15 protein-coding genes are annotated in these 17933 nt (G+C 69.9%); 7 read left to right on the forward strand and 8 right to left on the reverse strand.

Going from position 1 to position 17933, the window contains the following annotated elements; translation table 11 throughout:
• Positions 1 to 12: 12 nt before the first annotated feature.
• Complete coding sequence (locus ACZ67T_RS00240; protein WP_469980582.1) at positions 13 to 705, reverse strand: response regulator; 693 nt, start codon at positions 703 to 705, stop codon at positions 13 to 15.
• Between the two features lie 160 nt (positions 706 to 865).
• Here ACZ67T_RS00240 and ACZ67T_RS00245 point away from each other — a divergent pair, with 160 nt between their 5' ends.
• The 3 genes from ACZ67T_RS00245 (at position 866) to ACZ67T_RS00255 (ending at position 3722) form a co-directional block, all read left to right on the forward strand.
• Positions 866 to 1681 (forward strand): ABC transporter ATP-binding protein, encoded by an 816-nt coding sequence (locus ACZ67T_RS00245; RefSeq protein WP_469980584.1) that lies wholly within the window; start codon positions 866 to 868, stop codon positions 1679 to 1681.
• The gene (locus ACZ67T_RS00250) at positions 1671 to 2534 is read left to right on the forward strand and encodes an ABC transporter permease (protein ID WP_469980586.1); all 864 of its coding nucleotides are present in this window, start codon (positions 1671 to 1673) and stop codon (positions 2532 to 2534) included. Before ACZ67T_RS00245 ends, ACZ67T_RS00250 begins: the two co-directional genes overlap by 11 nt.
• A 129-nt stretch (positions 2535 to 2663) precedes the next feature.
• Entirely contained in the window at positions 2664 to 3722 is a 1059-nt protein-coding gene (locus ACZ67T_RS00255) for an ABC transporter substrate-binding protein (RefSeq protein ID WP_469980588.1), read from the forward strand.
• 24 nt (positions 3723 to 3746) lie between these two features.
• Here the strand turns inward: ACZ67T_RS00255 and ACZ67T_RS00260 are convergent, their stop codons facing one another.
• The 4 genes from ACZ67T_RS00260 to ACZ67T_RS00275 form a co-directional block, all read right to left on the reverse strand.
• A complete protein-coding gene (locus ACZ67T_RS00260) occupies positions 3747 to 4427 on the reverse strand; it encodes a response regulator (protein WP_469980590.1) in 681 nt (226 codons plus the stop codon).
• Complete coding sequence (locus ACZ67T_RS00265) at positions 4424 to 6133, reverse strand: sensor histidine kinase (protein WP_469980592.1); 1710 nt, start codon at positions 6131 to 6133, stop codon at positions 4424 to 4426. Before ACZ67T_RS00265 ends, ACZ67T_RS00260 begins: the two co-directional genes overlap by 4 nt.
• A gap of 131 nt (positions 6134 to 6264) precedes the next feature.
• On the reverse strand, positions 6265 to 7218 hold the full coding sequence (locus ACZ67T_RS00270; protein WP_469980594.1) for a sucrase ferredoxin: 954 nt from the start codon (positions 7216 to 7218) through the stop codon (positions 6265 to 6267).
• Positions 7219 to 7234: 16 nt separating this feature from the next.
• Complete coding sequence (locus ACZ67T_RS00275; protein ID WP_469980596.1) at positions 7235 to 8515, reverse strand: citrate synthase; 1281 nt, start codon at positions 8513 to 8515, stop codon at positions 7235 to 7237.
• A 98-nt stretch (positions 8516 to 8613) separates the two neighbouring features.
• On the opposite strand from ACZ67T_RS00275, the gene ACZ67T_RS00280 reads away from it, so the two are divergent.
• Positions 8614 to 9780 carry a citrate synthase/methylcitrate synthase gene (locus tag ACZ67T_RS00280; protein ID WP_469980597.1) on the forward strand — a complete coding sequence of 389 codons (1167 nt, stop codon included), beginning with the start codon at positions 8614 to 8616 and terminating at the stop codon, positions 9778 to 9780.
• 89 nt (positions 9781 to 9869) lie between these two features.
• On the opposite strand, the gene ACZ67T_RS00285 is transcribed toward ACZ67T_RS00280, so the two are convergent.
• Together ACZ67T_RS00285 and ACZ67T_RS00290 are read right to left on the reverse strand one after the other, a co-directional pair.
• Positions 9870 to 10106 (reverse strand): hypothetical protein, encoded by a 237-nt coding sequence (locus ACZ67T_RS00285; RefSeq protein WP_469981338.1) that lies wholly within the window; start codon positions 10104 to 10106, stop codon positions 9870 to 9872.
• A 196-nt stretch (positions 10107 to 10302) separates the two neighbouring features.
• Positions 10303 to 10851, reverse strand: a complete 549-nt coding sequence (locus ACZ67T_RS00290) for a DUF6082 family protein (protein WP_469980599.1) — start codon at positions 10849 to 10851, stop codon at positions 10303 to 10305.
• 331 nt (positions 10852 to 11182) lie between these two features.
• On the opposite strand from ACZ67T_RS00290, the gene ACZ67T_RS00295 reads away from it, so the two are divergent.
• Positions 11183 to 12298 carry a CobW family GTP-binding protein gene (locus ACZ67T_RS00295; protein WP_469980601.1) on the forward strand — a complete coding sequence of 372 codons (1116 nt, stop codon included), beginning with the start codon at positions 11183 to 11185 and terminating at the stop codon, positions 12296 to 12298.
• Here ACZ67T_RS00295 and ACZ67T_RS00300 read toward each other — a convergent pair.
• Complete coding sequence (locus ACZ67T_RS00300) at positions 12295 to 14751, reverse strand: DNA gyrase/topoisomerase IV subunit A (RefSeq protein ID WP_469980602.1); 2457 nt, start codon at positions 14749 to 14751, stop codon at positions 12295 to 12297. The genes ACZ67T_RS00295 and ACZ67T_RS00300 overlap by 4 nt on opposite strands.
• A gap of 235 nt (positions 14752 to 14986) precedes the next feature.
• Between ACZ67T_RS00300 and ACZ67T_RS00305 the strand changes: the two genes are divergently transcribed.
• Both ACZ67T_RS00305 and ACZ67T_RS00310 read left to right on the forward strand, forming a co-directional pair.
• The gene (locus ACZ67T_RS00305) at positions 14987 to 16402 is read left to right on the forward strand and encodes a M16 family metallopeptidase (RefSeq protein ID WP_469980603.1); all 1416 of its coding nucleotides are present in this window, start codon (positions 14987 to 14989) and stop codon (positions 16400 to 16402) included.
• Positions 16399 to 17784, forward strand: a complete 1386-nt coding sequence (locus ACZ67T_RS00310; protein WP_469980605.1) for a M16 family metallopeptidase — start codon at positions 16399 to 16401, stop codon at positions 17782 to 17784. Before ACZ67T_RS00305 ends, ACZ67T_RS00310 begins: the two co-directional genes overlap by 4 nt.
• The last annotated feature ends 149 nt before the right edge of the window (positions 17785 to 17933 follow it).

The raw sequence follows: 17933 nt of genomic DNA on the forward strand, positions 1-17933 counted from the left end.
CCGCAGGCCACTTCACGGCGCCACCCACACATAGCGATGCTCCGGACGCCCGGTGTCCCCGTACTTGAGCGAGAGGTGGAGCCGCCCCGACTGTTCCATGTGGCGCAGGTACCGCTGCGCCGTGGAGCGGCTCAGGCCGGTCTCCGCCGCCACCTCGTGGGCGGACAGCGGATGGTCGGCGCGGTGCAGCACATCGCGGATCAGATCCGTGGTCGGCTCCGACTGACCGCTCGGCAGGCCGGGCGACACGGGCACAGGCAGCGTCCGTAGCGCACCGAAGATCCGGTCGACCTGCTCCTGGCCCGCAGCGCCGCGGCCGCTGACCCGGTCCACGGTGCGGCGCAGCGCCGCGTACGAGTCGAGCCGCGAGCGCAGCGCGGCGAACGTGAACGGCTTCACCAGGTAGTGCAGGGCTCCCTGGCGCATCGCCGCCTGCACCGTCAGGACGTCGCTCGACGCCGTGATCATGATGACGTCGGTGTCGTGGCCGTTCTCCCGCATCCGGTGGGCGAGTTCGAGGCCCGTCATGTCGGGCAGGTAGTGGTCCAGCAGCACGAGGTCGATGCGCTGGCGCTCCACGGCGGCCAGTGCCTGCGCGGCGTTGTGGGCACGGGCCACCACCCGGAAGCCGGGAACCTTTCCCACGTACTTCGCGTTGATCTCGGCGACACGGAAGTCGTCGTCCACGACCAGGACGTCAATCATCGGGCCTCTCTCCCTCAAGCCCAGGCGAGCTGTTAAGCGCGTGTTTCGGCTCAGCTGTTGTAGCGCGAGCAAAACGAGCACAACAGCCTCTTGCAAGCAGAAGTACACCTTGCGCCCAGAAGACTGATGCGGTGTCCCAGGTCACATCTACCTTCCGGCCATGAGCACAGACACCGGCCCCGCCATCGAACTGCGGGGCGCGAGCAAAACCTTCAGGACACCTTCGGGCGGCCTGCACACCGCGGTCAGGGAGCTCGATCTCACCGTCGGACGCGGCGAGTTCGTGGCCGTCGTCGGCCCCACGGGCTGCGGCAAGTCGACCACCCTCACCCTCGTCAGCGGCCTGGAGGAGCCCACCGACGGCGAGGTCCTGGTGGCCGGCGAACCCGTCGAGCGAGTCGGCGACAAGGTCGGGTTCGTGTTCCAGCAGGATGCGACGTTCCCCTGGCGAACGGTGCTGTCCAACGTCATGGCCGGTCCGCGCTTCCGCGGCGTACCGAAGGCCGAGGCGAAGGCCAAGGCCCGCGAGTGGCTGGCCCGCGTCGGCCTCGCCTCCTTCGAGGACCGCTACCCGCACCAGCTCTCCGGAGGCCAGCGCAAGCGCGTCGCGCTCGCCGCCACGTTCGTCAACGACCCCGAGATCCTGCTCATGGACGAGCCGTTCTCGGCGCTCGACGTCCAGACCAGGGCCCTGATGTCGGACGAGCTCCTTGAACTGTGGGAGGGGACGGGCGCCTCGGTCGTCTTCGTCACCCACGACCTGGAGGAGTCCATCGCGCTGGCCGACAAGGTCGTCGTCATGACCGCGGGCCCGGCCACCGTGAAGCAGGTCTTCGACATCGCCCTGCCGCGCCCCAGGAAGGTCGAGTCGGTGCGCCTGCTGCCCGAGTTCATCGAGATCTACCGCGAGATCTGGGAGTCCCTGGGCGAAGAGGTCCGCATCACGCGCGAGAGAGGTGCCGCCGATGTCGCCTGAAGCCGCAACCGTCGTGCCCGCCACCAAAACCGCCGAGCCGGGACGCGCCGTCACCAAGGCCCGCGCCGCCCGCCGGCGCAAGGTGCTGATCGGCAGCGCCCGGGTCCTGCTCCTCGTCGCCGTCCTCGGCCTCTGGGAGGTGGTCGCGCGCGCCGCGATCATCGACCCGTTCAACTTCTCGATGCCGTCGAAGATCTGGGATCAGATCTGGACGTGGACCACCCACGGCACGGCGCTCGGCTCGCTGGGCGAACAGGTCTGGTACACGCTCTACGAAGCGCTCGTCGGCTGGATCATCGGCGTGATCGCCGGTGTCGTCTTCGGCATCGCGCTCGGGCGCATCACCTTCCTCGCCGACATCCTCGGCCCGTACATCAAGGTCCTCAACTCCATCCCGAGGATCGTGCTCGCCCCGATCTTCGTGATCTGGTTCGGCCTCGGCCCGGCCTCCAAGGTCGCCTCCGCCGTCGTCCTGGTGTTCTTCCCGGTGTTCTTCAACGCCTTCCAGGGAGCCCGTGAGGTCGACCGGAACCTGGTCGCCAATGCGCGCATCCTCGGCGCCAGCGACCGCCGGGTGACGCTTCAGGTCGTCATCCCGTCCGCCACGTCATGGATCTTCACCAGCCTCCATGTGAGCTTCGGCTTCGCGCTGATCGGCGCCATCGTCGGCGAGTACATCGGCGCGACCAAGGGCGTCGGCCTGCTCGTCGCGCAGTCGCAGGGCACCTTCAACGCGGCCGGTGTGTACGCGGCGATGGTCATCCTCGCCGTCGTGGCCCTGCTGGCCGAGGGGCTGCTCACCTTTGCCGAGCGCCGCATCTTCCGCTGGAAGCCCGCGGATTCGGACAGCTGACCACCGCCGCTCGGCGCGAGTCACGAGCGCTTCCCCGTACCGCTCTCCGCGCCCTCCGCGCCCTCTGCGCCCTCCGCCTTTTCCACCCTCTCCCCCTTCTTCAGTCTCTTCACAAGGACGTGAACCACCATGCGCAACACCACGCGGCTCTGTGCCCTCGCAGCGACCGGCCTGCTCGCCCTCTCCTCGCTCACGGCGTGCGCCAACGACGCCGCCAGTACGAGCACCGGCTCCGGCAAGAAGGCGGACGCCAAGGGTGAGCACGTCAAGATCATGGTCGGTGGCCTGGACAAGGTCATCTACATGCCGGCGATGCTCACGGACCGGCTCGGCTACTTCAAGAGTGAGGGTTTGAATGTCCAACTTCTGAGTGAGCCCGCGGGTGTCCAGGCCGAGACGGCGCTCGTCTCCGGCCAGGTCCAGGGAGCCGTCGGCTTCTACGACCACACCCTCGACCTGCAGGTGAAGGGCAAGGCCGTCGAGTCAGTGGTGCAGTTCTCACGTGCCCCCGGAGAGGTGGAGATCGTCTCCAACAAGGCGTCCGGGGCCATCTCCTCGCCCAAGGACTTCAAGGGCAAGAAGCTCGGCATCACGGGTCTCGGCTCCTCGACGGACTTCCTCACGAAGTACCTGGCGGTCAAGAACGGCGTCCAGCCGAGCCAGTTCTCGCCCGTGGCCGTCGGCGCCGGCCCGACGTTCGTCTCCGCGCTCCAGAAGGGCGCCATCGACGGCGGCATGACGACGGACCCCACCGTCGCCACGATCCTGGACAAGAAGCTCGGCAAGGTCCTTGTCGACATGCGGACCCCGGAGGGCTCCCAGGAGGCGCTCGGCGGCCCGTACCCGTCGTCGAGCCTCTACATGCAGACCGACTGGGTCAACAGCCACAAGCCGACGGTCCAGAAGCTCGCCAACGCCTTCGTGAAGACGCTCAAGTGGATGTCCACGCACAGCGCCGACGAGATCGCGGCCAAGATGCCGGCCGACTACTCCCAGGGCGACAAGAAGCTGTACGCCGAGGCGATCAAGGCCACACTGCCGATGTTCACGACGGACGGCGTGATGCCCAAGAACGGTCCCGAGACTGTTGAGAGTGTGCTCAAGGCGTTCAACCCGAACATCAAGAACGCCAAGGTCGACCTGAGCAAGACCTACACCACCGAGTTCGTGGACAAGGCCGCCGGCTGACCACGCCAACTCGATGGACGTGGCTCAGGTGCGGGTCGCCCAGACATAACGGTGTTCCGGGCGGCCCGCATCGCCGTACTTGAGGGTCAGGCCGGCCCGACCGGTGCGTTCCAGGAGCTTCAGGTAGCGCTGGGCCGTCTGCCGGCTCAGCCCCGTACGGTCACCGACCTCCTGCGCGGAGAGCGGGCCCTCCGCTTCCACCAGAGCCCTGCGGACGAGCTCCGCCGTGCTCAGGGAGTGCCCCTTCGGGAGGTCCGGCTCGGTGTCGGCCGAGAGAGCGCCGAAGATCCGGTCGACCTGGGCCTGTTCGGCTTCGCCGCCGCCGTCCAGGGTGCGGCGCAGCCCCGCGTACGCCTCCAGCTTGGCTCGCAGACCCGCGAACGCGAACGGCTTGACCAGGTACTGCAGCGCCCCGAGCCGCATGGCGGCCTGCACCGTGGAGACGTCACGCGCCGCCGTCACCATGATCACGTCGGTCTGGTGGCCGCGGCGCCGGATCTCCTGAACGGTCGCCAGACCCGTCTCGTCCGGCAGGTAGTGGTCCATGAGGATCAGGTCGATCTGCGGCCGGGCCTCCACCTCGCGCAGGGCCTCGGCCGAGCTGTGTGCCTCGGCCACCACGCGGAACCCCGCCACCTTCTGCACGTAGGCCGCGTTCACGCGCGCGACGCGGATGTCGTCGTCCACGACCAGCACTTCGATCATCGCGGGTCCTCCTTCGTGGGGGTGGCCATGGCATCGGCCATGGTGTCGGCCGTGATGGTCGTGGGTGTTCCGGTGGCATCCTGCGCGAGGCCCGGGTCCGTGAGCGCCTCGGGCAGGACGACGGTGAACTCGGCGCCCCCGCCGTCCGGTTCGCCGACGTGCACGCTGCCGCCCTGCCGCTCCGCGAGCCGGCGCACGAGGGGCAGGCCGATGCCGCGCTTCCCGTGGGAGGGCAGCTTCTTGGTGGACCACCCCTCCGTGAAGATCAACTCCCGTCGGGCGGAGGGGATGCCGGGTCCCGTGTCGCGTACCCGCAGCTCCACCGTGTGGTCGTCGGTCGCCCGTACATCGACCTCCACGCGCGCGTGGGGGGTGCCCGCGACCGCGTCCACCGCGTTGTCGACCAGATTCCCGACGATCGTGACGAGTCCCCGCGGGTCGATCAACCGGTCGGGGAGGAGTGTCCTGTCGGAGATCCACAGGGCGACTCCGCGCTCCGCGGCCACCGTCGCCTTGCCGACCAGGAGCGCCGCGAGCAGCGGATCGTGCACCTTCTCGGTGACCTGTTCCGCGGTCGCCCTGTGGTCGCCCACCACCTCGCCGACGAACTCGACGGCGTCGTCGAACATCTCCAGTTCGAGCAGGCCGAGCAGCGTGTGCATGCGGTTGGCGTGCTCGTGGTCCTGGGCGCGCAGGGCGTCGATCAGGCCGCGCGTCGAGTCGAGCTCGCGGCCCAGCTGCTCCAGCTCGGTGCGGTCCCGGAGGGTGGCGACGGCGCCGCCGTCGTCCGTGGGCATGCGGTTGGCGATCAGGACGCGCTGTCCGCGGACGGTCACGAGATCCGTGCCCGTGGCCCGGCCCGCCAGCACATCGGTCGTACGACCCGGGCCCAGGGCGTCGTCGAGCGACTGCCCGATCACCTCGTCGCCGATGCCGAGGAGCCGGTGCGCCTCGTCGTTGAGCAGCCGGATCCGGCCGCTGCGGTCCAGCGCGACGACGCCTTCGCGAATGCCGTGCAACATGGCCTCGCGCTCCGACAGCAGCCCCGAAATATCAGAGAACGCCAGGTCACGGGTCTGCCGCTGGACCCGGCGCGAGATGAGGTAGGCGGCCAGCGCGCCCACCGCGAGGGCGCCGCCCGCGTATGCGAACAGACCCGGAATGGCATGGATGAGCCGCGCCCTGACGCTGTCGTACTCGATGCCCACGGAGACGGCCCCGACGATGTCGCCCTGTGCGTCGCGCAGGGGAACCTTCCCGCGCGCGGAGCGGCCCAGGGTGCCGCTGTCGATCTCCATGACCTCGTGGCCCGCGAGCGCCTCGCTGGGGTCCGTGGAGACGATCCTGCCGACCTCGCCCGGATCCGTGTGGGACCAGCGGACGCCTTCCTTGTTCATGATCACTACGTACTCGGCGCCACTGGCGCGGCGGATCCGCTCGGCCTCCCGCTGGACGGGACCGCCGACCGTGGGACGTGAATGACGCAGGTAATCGGCGATGCTCGGCTGGGCCGCGGTGGTCTGCGCGATGGCGAGGGCGCGGCGCATCGCCTGGTCGTCGAGCTGGTCGCTGAGCGGCGCGAGGAAGAGCCCCGTCGCGAGCACGGCCACCCCGGCGGCGATCGCCACCTGCATCAGCAGCACCTGCGCGAAGACGCGCCGCGGCAGGCCGAAGCGCAGCCGGCGCGTGGGGGGAGTGGGGCTCATACGAAGAACGGTAAGGGGGCGAGCGGGCTACGCCGTAGCGGATGTGGCGGGTATCTCGCGACCTGGGACGCGCCTCGTTCGCGGTGCTGGGGGTGCCGCGAGTGCGCCGTTGCGGGGCGCGCCCCGCCGGGTCAGCCGCTCGCGCTGAGCGGGCCGGTGACGACGGGCGCGGTCTCGTCCACCGCGAGTACGTCCATGCGCGCCGGAGTGCCCAGCGCGGCACCGCAGCTTTCGGGGCGGGGCGGCTGCGAAGCGCTCTGCGCGACCGTGACGTTCCAGCGGCGGCCGTCGGCGTGGGCGACGGTCACCTCCCAGAGCGGAGCCACGGGTCCATGCACCACGTCCTTGGTGCCGACGACACTCAGCACTCCTGCGTCATCGATTCCCGCAGACGTGCGCACGGCGAGCTCGGCGGCCTGCCCGGGCCGCTCCCACGCGGAGTTGCCGCGGCACCCCTCGGTGGTGATCCGGCCGGCCCGTACCGCGTCGAGGGTGTCCCTGACGTGCGAGGCGTCGGCACGACCGTACGCGTACCCGTAGGGCAGGACGAGGAGCGTGGGGGAGAAGCGGTGGCCGCCGAGGTGGGTGACCTCCCAGATGCCGTCCTGTCCGGACGCGGCGAGGTCGGCGGCCAGAGGCCGTCCCAGCAGGGCGCAGCAGCGGTCGCGCTTGCCGTTGGTGCAGACGAGGGCGAGCGGCGCGCCCTCGTGCGGCGCACCGAAGCCGCGGTGATCACCCGCTCCGAGGGCGGCGAAGTCGAGTGCGAGCAAGTTCTGCGGGGACTCGGTCGTGGTGCCGCGCAGCCAAGTGTTTCCCGGGATGGTGTGGGCCACGTACACATGGCGCCTCATGGTGGCGTGGAAGTCCGCGTGCCGGCCCGGGCGCCTGATGAGGGCTACGCGTACGCCGGTCCCCTCCGTGGCCGCCTCCAGGGCCCTGCCGAGCTCCGGGTCCAGATGGCTGGACGTCAGCGCCTTCACGCCCCAGGGGCCCGGCTGCTCGATCAGCAGCCAGGTACTCGCGGTGGCGGCGGTCCCCGCGAGAGGTTCGGTCAGATCCTGCGAGGCGGTCGTACACGTACTCACGTAGGGGAGCCTAACCTCACTCGGCCGGCGGTGGGGCGTCGGGCGCGGGCAGCGGCTGAGGCGGGCGCAGTCCCACGTACTGTCCGCTCGGCCGCATCCGCAGCGGGCGCTCGCCGTACTCCTCCAGGGCGTGCGCGATCCAGCCCGCCGTCCGGGCCACCGCGAACACGGTCTCGCCGGCCTCGGCGGGCATGCCGCACGAGACGGTGAAGACCGCGAGAGCGAGGTCCACATTGGCGTGGAGGTCGGTGTGGCGGGCGGTCGTCGTCACGACGTCACGAGCCGCGGCGAGCGCCGGGTGGACCTGCGGGATCTCTTCCAGGAGGGCGAACAGGGCCTCGGCGCGCGGGTCCTCGCCCTTGTACAGGCGGTGTCCGAGGCCCGGGACGCGGCGCCCGGCACGCAGCTCGTCCGCCACCACGGGGGCCGCGCTGCCGCGGTCGAGGACTTCGAGGAGCATGCGGTGCGCGAGTCCGCTGGCGGCGCCGTGGAGCGGCCCCTCCAGGACGCCCAGGCCCGCGGACACCGCCGCGTACGCGTGCGCGCGCGCCGACGCGGCGACCCGGACGGCGAGCGTCGACGCGGCGAGGTCGTGGTCGACGAGGAGCCCAAGTGCCGTGTCGAGTACGTGCAGTGACGGATCGTCGGGTTCGCGTCCGGAGAGGCGACCCCACAGGCGCTGTGCGAGCGGTCCGCCGTCGCGGTGCGTGTGCCGTACGGGCGGCAGGGCGGCTACCAGTGTCGGGATGAGAGTGCGGGCCGTGCCGAGTACGGCCTCTTCGGAGAGGTCGAAGCGCAGCGGATCGGCGACGGCGGCGGCGACCGTGGCGACCCGCAGACGGTCGACGGGGCTGCTGTGTTCCGGCAGGGCCCCCACGGCACGCCGGGCCGCTGCGAGCGACTGCCGAGGAGCGGTGAACCGGACCCCCGGCCGCAGCACCCCGGTCCACAGCCACTCGGCGACCTCTTCGTAGCTGTGGTGCGCGGCGAGTTCGGCCGCGTCGACCCCGCGGAAGTAGTAGCGGTCCTCGTCGATCAACGTGATGCGGGTGCGCACCGAGAGCTCGCCAGGGGCCGAACCGGCCGTGGGTTCCCGCTTGTTGCGCTGCGCGAGCGCCTCCACCTCGGCCGCGTCGAACGTGCTGCCGCGCGAGCCCGGCGCCGCGCGGCGGCTGCTGAGCTGGCCGCGGCTCACGTACGCGTACACGGTCTCGAGCTTCACGCCCAGCAGTTCGGCCGTCTCCTTGGTGCTGAGCCGCCGGGCTTCCCGCGCGGGTGCGGGTTCGTGATCCGTCATGCGCGCCACCGTATATCCGCATCGCTTGTATTGATTCAATCAATATTGACAGACATTGAGTCAAGCATGGACAGTCGAATCAAGTCCAGGGAGGAAACATGCCGATCAACGGGACCACGGCCGCCCCTGTCGACGTACCGCGGGGACTCGCGGGCGTCGTCGTCACCGACACCGAATTGGGTGACGTCAGAGGGCGTGAGGGCGTTTACCACTACCGCCAGTACTCGGCCGTCGAGCTCGCGCAGACCCGCAGCTTCGAGGACGTATGGCACCTGATGATCCACGGAGAGCTGCCTGACGCGGCGCAGTCCGCGGCCTTCGCCACGCGTACTGCCGCTCTGCGCAGGCTGCCCGACGACGTGCGGGCCGCGCTGCCCGTGATCGCCCGCGCCGGAGCGCTCTCCGGCCCGCTCGCCGGGCTGCGCAGCGCTCTGTCGCTCTTCGGTGCCTCGCAGGGCTTCCGCCCCGTGTACGACATCGACGACGGGCGAAGGCGCGACGACGCACTGGCCGCCGCGGCGGTCGTGCCGACGCTGCTCACGGCGCTGCACCGGCTGGGCGACGGGCTCGAACCGGTCGAGCCGCGCGACGACCTGTCGTACGCGGCCAACTACCTCTACATGCTCACGGGTTCGGAGCCGGAGCCCGCTCACGCCCGTGCCATCGAGCAGTACCTGATCTCCACCATTGATCACGGATTCAATGCATCAACGTTCACGGCGAGGGTCATCACATCGACCGGTGCCGATGTCGCGGCCTGTCTCGTCGGCGCCGTGGGGGCGCTCTCCGGGCCGCTGCACGGCGGTGCCCCGAGCCGCGCACTCGACACGCTCGACGCGATCGGCACGCCGGACCGGATCGACGGGTGGATCCGCGAGCGGGTCCTCGCGGGTGACCGGATCATGGGCTTCGGTCACCCCGTCTACCGCACGGAGGACCCGCGCTCGCGGATGCTGCGGGGCATCGCCGAGGGGTTCGGCGGGCCGATGGTGGAGTTCGCCGTCGAGGTCGAGCGCCACGTGGAGTCGATCCTCGCGGAGCTGAAGCCCGGGCGGGAACTTCACACGAACGTGGAGTTCTACGCGGGCGTGGTCATGGAGCTGTGCGGGTTGCCGCGCACGATGTTCACCCCCACGTTCGCCGCCGCACGGGTGGTGGGGTGGAGTGCCAACATCCTTGAGCAGGCGAGGGACTCAAAGATCATCCGCCCGGCGGCGCGGTATGTGGGACCGGCGGCTCCGGTGCCGGTGCCTAGGGTGGCTTGATGGGGGAGCCGCGGCGATCAGCGCCGCCGCGGTTACCGTGAATGGCGCCCGTCGCCTGGGGGGTGCCCAGGGCCACGGACGGCGGGCGTCTATGCGTCGGGGATGTCTCTCTTTGCGCGCACCAACGTATCCCGGCTCACGATCACGATGCGTTCGTAATCGGCGCGGGAGGCGTCGGGTGGAAGCTGCTCATCGAGCTGTGCGGTGGCTTCGGTGCCGATCACCGCGAAGTTCCCGTCGCTCAACTCGAAGACATCCGGGCAAGACTGGCCTGAGGTGCTCCCTCGCTGCTGGGGGGAGTCGCCGATGCGGCGGACGATCTTCAAGGCGGCGGGTCCGTTCTGGGGGCTGGACATGGAGACGCACCCCCATTTAAACGTTTGAACGCAGGGAATCGGGGCAACGCGCGCCTCACGGTAGAGGCACGTCCCCTTGCCTAACAAGCGGGACGTCAACTACCTGACCAGTGAGACGCTGGCCCCGCCGGGATGTTCGGGAGCGTTCCACCCCCCTGAACTGCCCTTACTCTGTTGGCGGTTCGCCTATGACCCACCATTCGTCGGATTCTGAATCCTCGAGATCTTGCAGAAGCCGATCCACCATTTGGCCCAGCCTGGCTTCGTCCGAACCGTCGAGCAAGCTGGCTCGGTGTGGGCGTGTGGCGCTCCAGTAGTCCCTGAATATGGAGTTCTGGGCGATAAGACGTAGATGGCCGTGAAGTTCCTCCCACTCCATGACGCCTGTTCGCCAGAGATTGAGCGTATTCACGTACAGGGCATTGGCGAACAGGAACTGACGCTGGACCCGTGGCGACACAGGAGGGTCGTATGTGTCGAGCACTGCAGCCAGGTCTGGATCGTCCATCGCTTTGCTCAGCAGGTCGAAGTGCATCCGTTGTTGATGAGCCAACGTTGCTTGACGATAGCGTTCGGAGAGTTCGGCCCGGGCTGTCCGTGCCGATTTGGTCTGGTGATGCAATGCAACTGCAGCGGCAACCAAGCCTGCCGCGCAGGTGACACCCACTGTCGCCGCGGCGCTGCAGCGTCGTACCTCAGAACTCTGTGTGGCCATGTCAACCCCCGAATCGGGCGACCGTCCGCCGGTCGTCGGGTGCGGGGCGACGGGAAAGGACCGGCGAGCGGTGGGCGGCGCGCTTACCGCCCCCCAGGGTGCCGAGCGGCTCTGGTCGGCGGGGGGCGGAGAGGAGGCACGCGGAGGGAAGCACGGGTCGCTCGTCCGGGTGCCATGCCTGTCGTGTGCCCAGCCCGCGACGCTAACAATCGTTCACTTCGCGGTGATTCTACGCGCTCGTATCCTGGGGCGGTATTCATTCGTCGTAAGAACGCCGGTATGCGCGTCGGTATGAGACCGGCGTGCGCGTCGGCGTGAGAGAGGTCGCGCGTTGAGTCAGCCGAGGCAGGAGCTTGCGCAGCAGATCCCGGTCGTCGTCCTCGCCGGGTTCCTGGGCTCCGGCAAGACCACCCTGCTGAACCATCTGCTGCACCACGGCGGCGGCACGCGGATCGGCGCCGTCGTCAACGACTTCGGCTCCATCGAGATCGACGCCATGGCCGTCGCCGGGCAGCTCGGCGACTCCACCGTCTCCCTCGGCAACGGGTGCCTGTGCTGCGCCGTCGACGCGAGCGAGCTCGACGAGTACCTGGACCGGCTCACCCGGCCGCCGGCCCGCAATGGCATCGATGGCGTCGATGGCATTGATGTGATCGTGATCGAGGCGAGCGGGCTCGCCGAGCCGCAGGAGCTCGTGCGCATGGTGCTCGCCAGCGAGAATCCGCGGATCGTGTACGGCGGTCTGGTCGAGGTCGTCGACGCCGTCGAGTTCGACGCGACGCGGGAACAGCACCCCGAGCTCGACCGGCATCTGGCCATCGCCGACCTCGTGGTGGTCAACAAGGCCGACCGGATCCCGGAGGCAGAGCACCGACGCGTCCTGGAGCGCGTACGCGGGCTGGCGGGAGGCGCGGCAGTCGTTCCCGCGACGTACGCGCGCGTGGACCCCGAGTTCCTCTTCGACTGCCGGCCGACGCGCGAGCGGATCGGCCAGCTGTCGTTCGACGACCTCCACCGGCACGACGGAGACGGTCCCGACGGCGACGAGCAGCACGACGGACATCTGCACTCCGCCTACGACAGCGTCTCCGTCGAGTCCGAAGTGCCGCTCGATCCCGGTCGGCTGATGGCTTTCCTCGACATCAGGCCCGAAGGGCTCTATCGCATCAAGGGGTACGTCGACTTCGGTGCGGCCGACGCGCGCAACAAGTACACCGTGCACGCCGTCGGGCGGTTCCTGCGGTTCTCGCCGGAGCCCTGGGCTCCAGGGGAGCCGCGCCTCAGCCGGCTCGTCCTCATCGGCGCCGGGATCGACGCCCCGCGGCTGAGCAAGGAACTGACCGCCTGCGCCCAGGACGCCCCGCACACCTATGCCGACGAGCACAGCATGTGGGGCGTCCTGAGATACGTACAGGAGCCGAGCGACGCGGAGAGCGACGCGGGCTAGACCGGTCCCGCCACCACTGAGACCGTCTTCGCGAGCGAGACGCCCGAGCCGTCGCGGCGCGGGTCGACCTCGGGCAGCTCGGCCGGGGTGCCGTTCTTCTGCGCCGCGCGGGCCGGTGTCGGGCCCGCCCAGCCCAGGCTCAGGCAGTCCTCGCCCTTCAGGAAGCGCTGACAGCGCACGCCGCCCGTGGCGCGCCCCTTGCGCGGGTACTGGTCGAACGGAGTGAGCTTCGCGGTCGTCTGGACGGAGTCGTCGAGCGTGCCGCGCGACCCGGCCACCGTGAAGACGATCGCGTCGACAGCCGGATCGACGGCGGTGAACGAGATCACCTTGGCGCCGTCGGTCAGCTTGATGCCCGCCATGCCGCCCGCGGCCCGGCCCTGCGGACGTACCTGCGAGGCCTGGTAGCGGAGCAGCTGCGCGTCGTCCGTGATGAAGACGAGGTCCTCCTCGCCGGTGCGCAGCTCCACGGCGCCGACGATGCGGTCACCGTCCTTCAGGCCGATGACCTCCAACTCGTCCTTGTTGGCCGGGTAGTCGGGCACGACGCGCTTGACCACGCCCTGCTCGGTGCCGATCGCGAGGCCGGGGGAGGACTCGTCGAGGGTGGTCAGACAGACCACCTTCTCGTCCGCCTCCAGGGACGACAGGAACTCCGTGACAGGCGCGCCCCCGGAGAGGTTCGGCGCCGAGGCCGTCTCCGGGAGCTGCGGCACGTCGATGACGTTGAGCCGCAGCAGGCGCCCCGCGGACGTGATCGCCCCGATCTCGCCGCGTGCCGTCGCCGGCACCGCGGAGACGATCACGTCGTGCTTGGTGCGCCTGTCGTCCTCGTCGCCCCCGAACGGTTCGGCGTTCGCCGTGCGCGCGAGGAGGCCCGTGGACGACAGGAGCACGCGGCACGGGTCGTCGGCGACCTGCAGGGGCACAGCGGCGACCGTCGTGCCCGCCGACTCCAGGAGGACGGTGCGGCGCTCGGTGCCGAACTTCTTGGCCACCGCCGCCAGTTCGGCCGAGACGAGCTTGCGCAGCTCGGCGTCGGAGTCGAGGATCCCGGTCAGCTCGTCGATCTCGCCGTTGAGCCGGTCGCGCTCCGTCTCCAGCTCGATGCGGTCGAACCTGGTGAGGCGGCGCAGCGGCGTGTCCAGGATGTACTGCGTCTGGATCTCGCTCAGCGAGAAGCGCTCCATCAGGCGCTCCTTCGCCTGTGCGGAGTTGTCGCTGGAGCGGATGAGGCGGATGACCTCGTCGATGTCCACCAGGGCGACGAGGAGGCCCTCGACCAGGTGCAGCCGGTCCTGCTTCTTCGTACGGCGGAACTCGCTGCGGCGGCGCACGACCTCGAAGCGGTGGTCGAGATAGACCTCCAGGAGCTCCTTGAGGCCGAGGGTCAGGGGCTGGCCGTCGACCAGCGCCACATTGTTGATACCGAAGGACTCCTCCATCGGCGTCAGCTTGTAGAGCTGCTCGAGGACGGCCTCCGGCACGAAGCCGTTCTTGATCTCGATGACCAGGCGCAGGCCGTGCTGGCGGTCGGTGAGGTCCTTGACGTCCGCGATGCCCTGGAGCTTCTTCGAGCCGACCAGGTCTTTGATCTTCGAGATGACCTTCTCGGGGCCCACCGCGAAGGGCAGTTCGGTGACGACGAGGCCCTTGCGGCGCGCCGTCACGTCCTCCACGGAGACCGTGGCGCGGATCTTGAAGGTGCCGCGGCCCGACTCGTAGGCGTCCTTGATGCCGGACAGACCGACGATCCGGCCGCCCGTCGGCAGGTCGGGGCCCGGGACGAACTTCATGAGCGTCTCGAGGTCGGCGCCCGGGTGCCTGATCAGGTGGCGCGCGGCGGCGATGACCTCGCCGAGGTTGTGCGGCGGCATGTTCGTCGCCATACCGACGGCGATGCCGGACGCGCCGTTGACCAGGAGGTTCGGATAGGCGGCCGGCAGGACGGCGGGCTCCTGCTCCTGGCCGTCGTAGTTCGGCCCGAAGTCGACCGTGTTCTCGTCGATCGACTCCGTCATCAGCGACGTCGCCGGGGCCATCCGGCACTCGGTGTACCGCATGGCGGCCGGCGGATCGTCGTTCCCCAGGGAGCCGAAGTTCCCGTGGCCGTCGACCAGAGGGAGGCGCATCGAGAACGGCTGGGCGAGCCGCACCAGGGCGTCGTAGATCGACGCGTCTCCGTGCGGGTGCAACTTACCCATGACCTCGCCGACGACGCGGGCACACTTCACGTAGCCGCGGTCGGGGCGCAGGCCCATCTCGTTCATCTGGTAAACGATGCGCCGGTGCACGGGCTTCATGCCGTCACGGGCGTCCGGCAGGGCCCGGGAGTAGATCACCGAGTACGCGTACTCGAGGAAGGAGCCCTGCATTTCGTCGACAACGTCGATGTCGAGGATCCGCTCCTCGAAGTCGTCGGGAGGCGGGGTCTTCGTGCTGCGGCGGGCCATCGCTGCTGCGGCTCCTTCACAGATGCTGCCGGGGCATGTACGAGAATCTGACGCGCACCATTGTGGACCGCCCCACTGACAACGCCGACCGCGACCCGTCCATAGGGCGTTCGGTGCTCGCTCTGGGCGTACCCAGTGCGGGAACTTCGCCAGGCGTCAGAACGCTTGCATACAGTGGCAGAACTGGCAGCACATCTGCAGTTTCCGCGATAGTTCAGCGATCGAAGGGACGTACATGCCCATGGGTCACACGGCCACCGCCGAGGCCGGCTCCGGCGGCCTGACAGCGACCGAGCACCGCCTCGCCAACGGCCTGCGCGTGGTGCTTTCCGAGGACCACCTGACCCCGGTCGCAGCCGTCTGCCTCTGGTACGACGTCGGCTCGCGCCACGAGGTCAAGGGCCGCACGGGCCTGGCTCATCTCTTCGAGCACCTGATGTTCCAGGGCTCGAAGCAGGTCCACGGGAACGGGCACTTCGAGCTGGTGCAGGGCGCCGGCGGCTCGCTGAACGGGACGACGAGTTTCGAGCGCACCAACTACTTCGAGACCATGCCGGCCCACCAGCTGGAGCTCGCGCTCTGGCTGGAGGCCGACCGGATGGGCTCCCTCCTCGCCGCGCTCGACGAGGAGTCGATGGAGAACCAGCGCGACGTCGTCAAGAACGAGCGCCGCCAGCGCTACGACAACGTTCCGTACGGGACCGCGTTCGAGAAGTTGACCGCCCTCGTCTACCCGGAGGGCCACCCGTACCACCACACGCCCATCGGCTCCATGGCCGACCTGGACGCGGCCACCCTGGAGGACGCGCGGAACTTCTTCCGTACGTACTACGCCCCGAACAACGCCGTGCTCTCGGTCGTCGGGGACATCGACCCCGAGCAGACGCTGGCCTGGGTCGAGAAGTACTTCGGCTCCATCCCGCGCCACGAGGGCAAGCAGCCCCCGCGCGACGGCGCCCTGTCCGACCTGATCGGTGCGGGCGTGCGCGAGGTCATCGAGGAGGAGGTCCCGGCGCGCGCGCTGATGGCCGCCTACCGGCTGCCGCAGGACGGTACGCGCGCGTGCGACGCGGCCGACCTGGCCCTGACGGTCCTCGGCGGCGGTGAGTCGTCCCGGATCTACAACCGTCTCGTACGGCGCGACCAGACCGCCGTCGCCGCCGGGTTCGGTCTTCTGCGGCTCGCGGGGGCGCCCTCCGTGGGCTGGCTGGACGTGAAGACGTCCGCCGACGTCGAGGTCCCGGTCATCGAGGAGGCCGTCGACGAGGAGCTCGCGCGGTTCGCCGCCGACGGGCCCACCCCGGAGGAAATGGAGCGCGCCCAGGCCCAGTTGGAGCGCGAGTGGCTCGATCGGCTCGGCACGGTCTCGGGCCGCGCCGACGAACTGTGCAGGTTCGCCGTCCTGTTCGGCGACCCGCAGCTCGCCCTGACCGCCGTCCAGCGCGTCCTCGACGTCACCGCCGAGGAGGTCCAGGAGGTGGCCGAGGCCCACCTGCGTCCCGACAACCGCGCGGTGCTCGTTTACGAGCCCACGGCCTCTGAAGAGGCCGACGAGACCGCCGAAGCGTCCCAGGCGGACGAAGCCGCGGACGAGACCGTCGGCGAGACCGCAGACGCCGTCGAGACCGCAGACAAGGAGGCCGGCAAGTGACCGAGCTCGCGACCATGGACTTCCACCCGCAGCCCCAGGCCGGCACGGCCAGGCCGTGGGCCTTCCCCGCGCCCGAGCGCGGCACCCTCGACAACGGCCTGACGGTGCTGCGCTGCCACCGCCCGGGCCAGCAGGTCGTCGCGGTGGAGATCAACCTCGAAGCGCCCCTGGAGGCCGAGCCCGCCGGGCTCGACGGCGTCGCCACCATCATGGCGAGGGCCTTCTCCGAGGGCACCGACAAGCTGCCCGCCGAGGAGTTCGCCGCCGAGCTGGAGCGCTGCGGCGCGACGCTCGACGCGCACGCCGACCACCCCGGTGTACGGGTCTCCCTGGAGGTGCCCGTCTCCCGCCTGCCGAAGGCGCTCGGCCTGCTCGCCGACGCCCTCAGGGCGCCCGCGTTCGCGGACAGCGAGATCGAACGCCTGGTGCGCAACCGCCTCGACGAGATCCCGCACGAGACGGCGAACCCGGGCCGCCGCGCCGCCAAGGAACTCTCGAAGCAGCTCTTCCCGGCCACCGCGCGCATGTCCCGCCCGCGCCAGGGCACCGAGGAGACCGTCACGGCCATCGACGCGGCGGCCGTACGTGACTTCTACGACCGGTACGTGCGTCCCGCCACGGCCACCGCGGTCGTCGTGGGCGACTTGGCGGGCATCGACCTCGACGCCCTCCTCGCGGACACGCTGGGCGCCTGGACGGGGAACACGGCCGAGCCGCGCCCCGTACCGCCCGTGACGGCCGACGACACCGGCAGGGTCGTCATCGTCGACCGGCCGGGCGCGGTGCAGACACAGCTCCTGATCGGCCGGATCGGCGCGGACAAGCACGATCGGGTGTGGCCGGCGCAGGTGCTCGGCACGTACTGCCTCGGCGGCACCCTCACCTCCCGACTGGACCGCGTCCTGCGCGAGGAGAAGGGATACACCTACGGCGTGCGCTCGTTCGCCCAGGTGTTGCGCTCGGCGCCGGACGGGACGGGCGCCGCGATGCTCGCCATCAGCGGCTCCGTGGACACGCCGAACACGGGTCCAGCGCTCGACGATCTCTGGAAGGTGCTGCGCACGCTCGCGGCGGAGGGCCTCACCGACGCCGAACGGGACGTGGCCGTACAGAACTTGGTGGGCGTCGCCCCGCTCAAGTTCGAGACCGCCGCGGCCGTCGCGGGGACGCTCGCCGACCAGGTCGAGCAGCACCTGCCGGACGACTTCCAGGCGGAGGTGTACCGGCGGCTCGCCGCGACGGGCACGGTGGAGGCCACCGCGGCCGTCGTGAACGCCTTCCCGATGGACCGTCTGGTGACGGTGCTCGTCGGTGACGCCGCGCAGATCGAGGAGCCCGTCAGGGCCCTCGGCATCGGAGAGGTGACCGTCGTCACGGGCTGACCGTGACCGGTGTGCAACGAGGGGCCCCGGTGGGCGAGATGACCATCGGGGCCCCTGTTTGTCCGAATTGAACCAGTGGTTGCCTGTCTGCCCTGTGGCATGCGCTACAAAAGCCCGGTTCGGTTTGTTGATTGAAAGTTGCCCCGCTT

The organism is Streptomyces sp. NPDC107517, assembly GCF_055582645.1.

Excerpts from the sequence above, each read along its gene's own strand:
- ACZ67T_RS00240 (WP_469980582.1), bottom strand. The coding sequence starts at position 705 with ATGATTGACGTCCTGGTCGTGGACGACGACTTCCGTGTCGCCGAGATC.
- ACZ67T_RS00245 (WP_469980584.1), top strand. The coding sequence starts at position 866 with ATGAGCACAGACACCGGCCCCGCCATCGAACTGCGGGGCGCGAGCAAA.
- ACZ67T_RS00250 (WP_469980586.1), top strand. The coding sequence starts at position 1,671 with ATGTCGCCTGAAGCCGCAACCGTCGTGCCCGCCACCAAAACCGCCGAG.
- ACZ67T_RS00255 (WP_469980588.1), top strand. The coding sequence starts at position 2,664 with ATGCGCAACACCACGCGGCTCTGTGCCCTCGCAGCGACCGGCCTGCTC.
- ACZ67T_RS00260 (WP_469980590.1), bottom strand. The coding sequence starts at position 4,427 with ATGATCGAAGTGCTGGTCGTGGACGACGACATCCGCGTCGCGCGCGTG.
- ACZ67T_RS00265 (WP_469980592.1), bottom strand. The coding sequence starts at position 6,133 with ATGAGCCCCACTCCCCCCACGCGCCGGCTGCGCTTCGGCCTGCCGCGG.
- ACZ67T_RS00275 (WP_469980596.1), bottom strand. The coding sequence starts at position 8,515 with ATGACGGATCACGAACCCGCACCCGCGCGGGAAGCCCGGCGGCTCAGC.
- ACZ67T_RS00280 (WP_469980597.1), top strand. The coding sequence starts at position 8,614 with ATGCCGATCAACGGGACCACGGCCGCCCCTGTCGACGTACCGCGGGGA.
- ACZ67T_RS00290 (WP_469980599.1), bottom strand. The coding sequence starts at position 10,851 with ATGGCCACACAGAGTTCTGAGGTACGACGCTGCAGCGCCGCGGCGACA.
- ACZ67T_RS00300 (WP_469980602.1), bottom strand. The coding sequence starts at position 14,751 with ATGGCCCGCCGCAGCACGAAGACCCCGCCTCCCGACGACTTCGAGGAG.
- ACZ67T_RS00305 (WP_469980603.1), top strand. The coding sequence starts at position 14,987 with ATGCCCATGGGTCACACGGCCACCGCCGAGGCCGGCTCCGGCGGCCTG.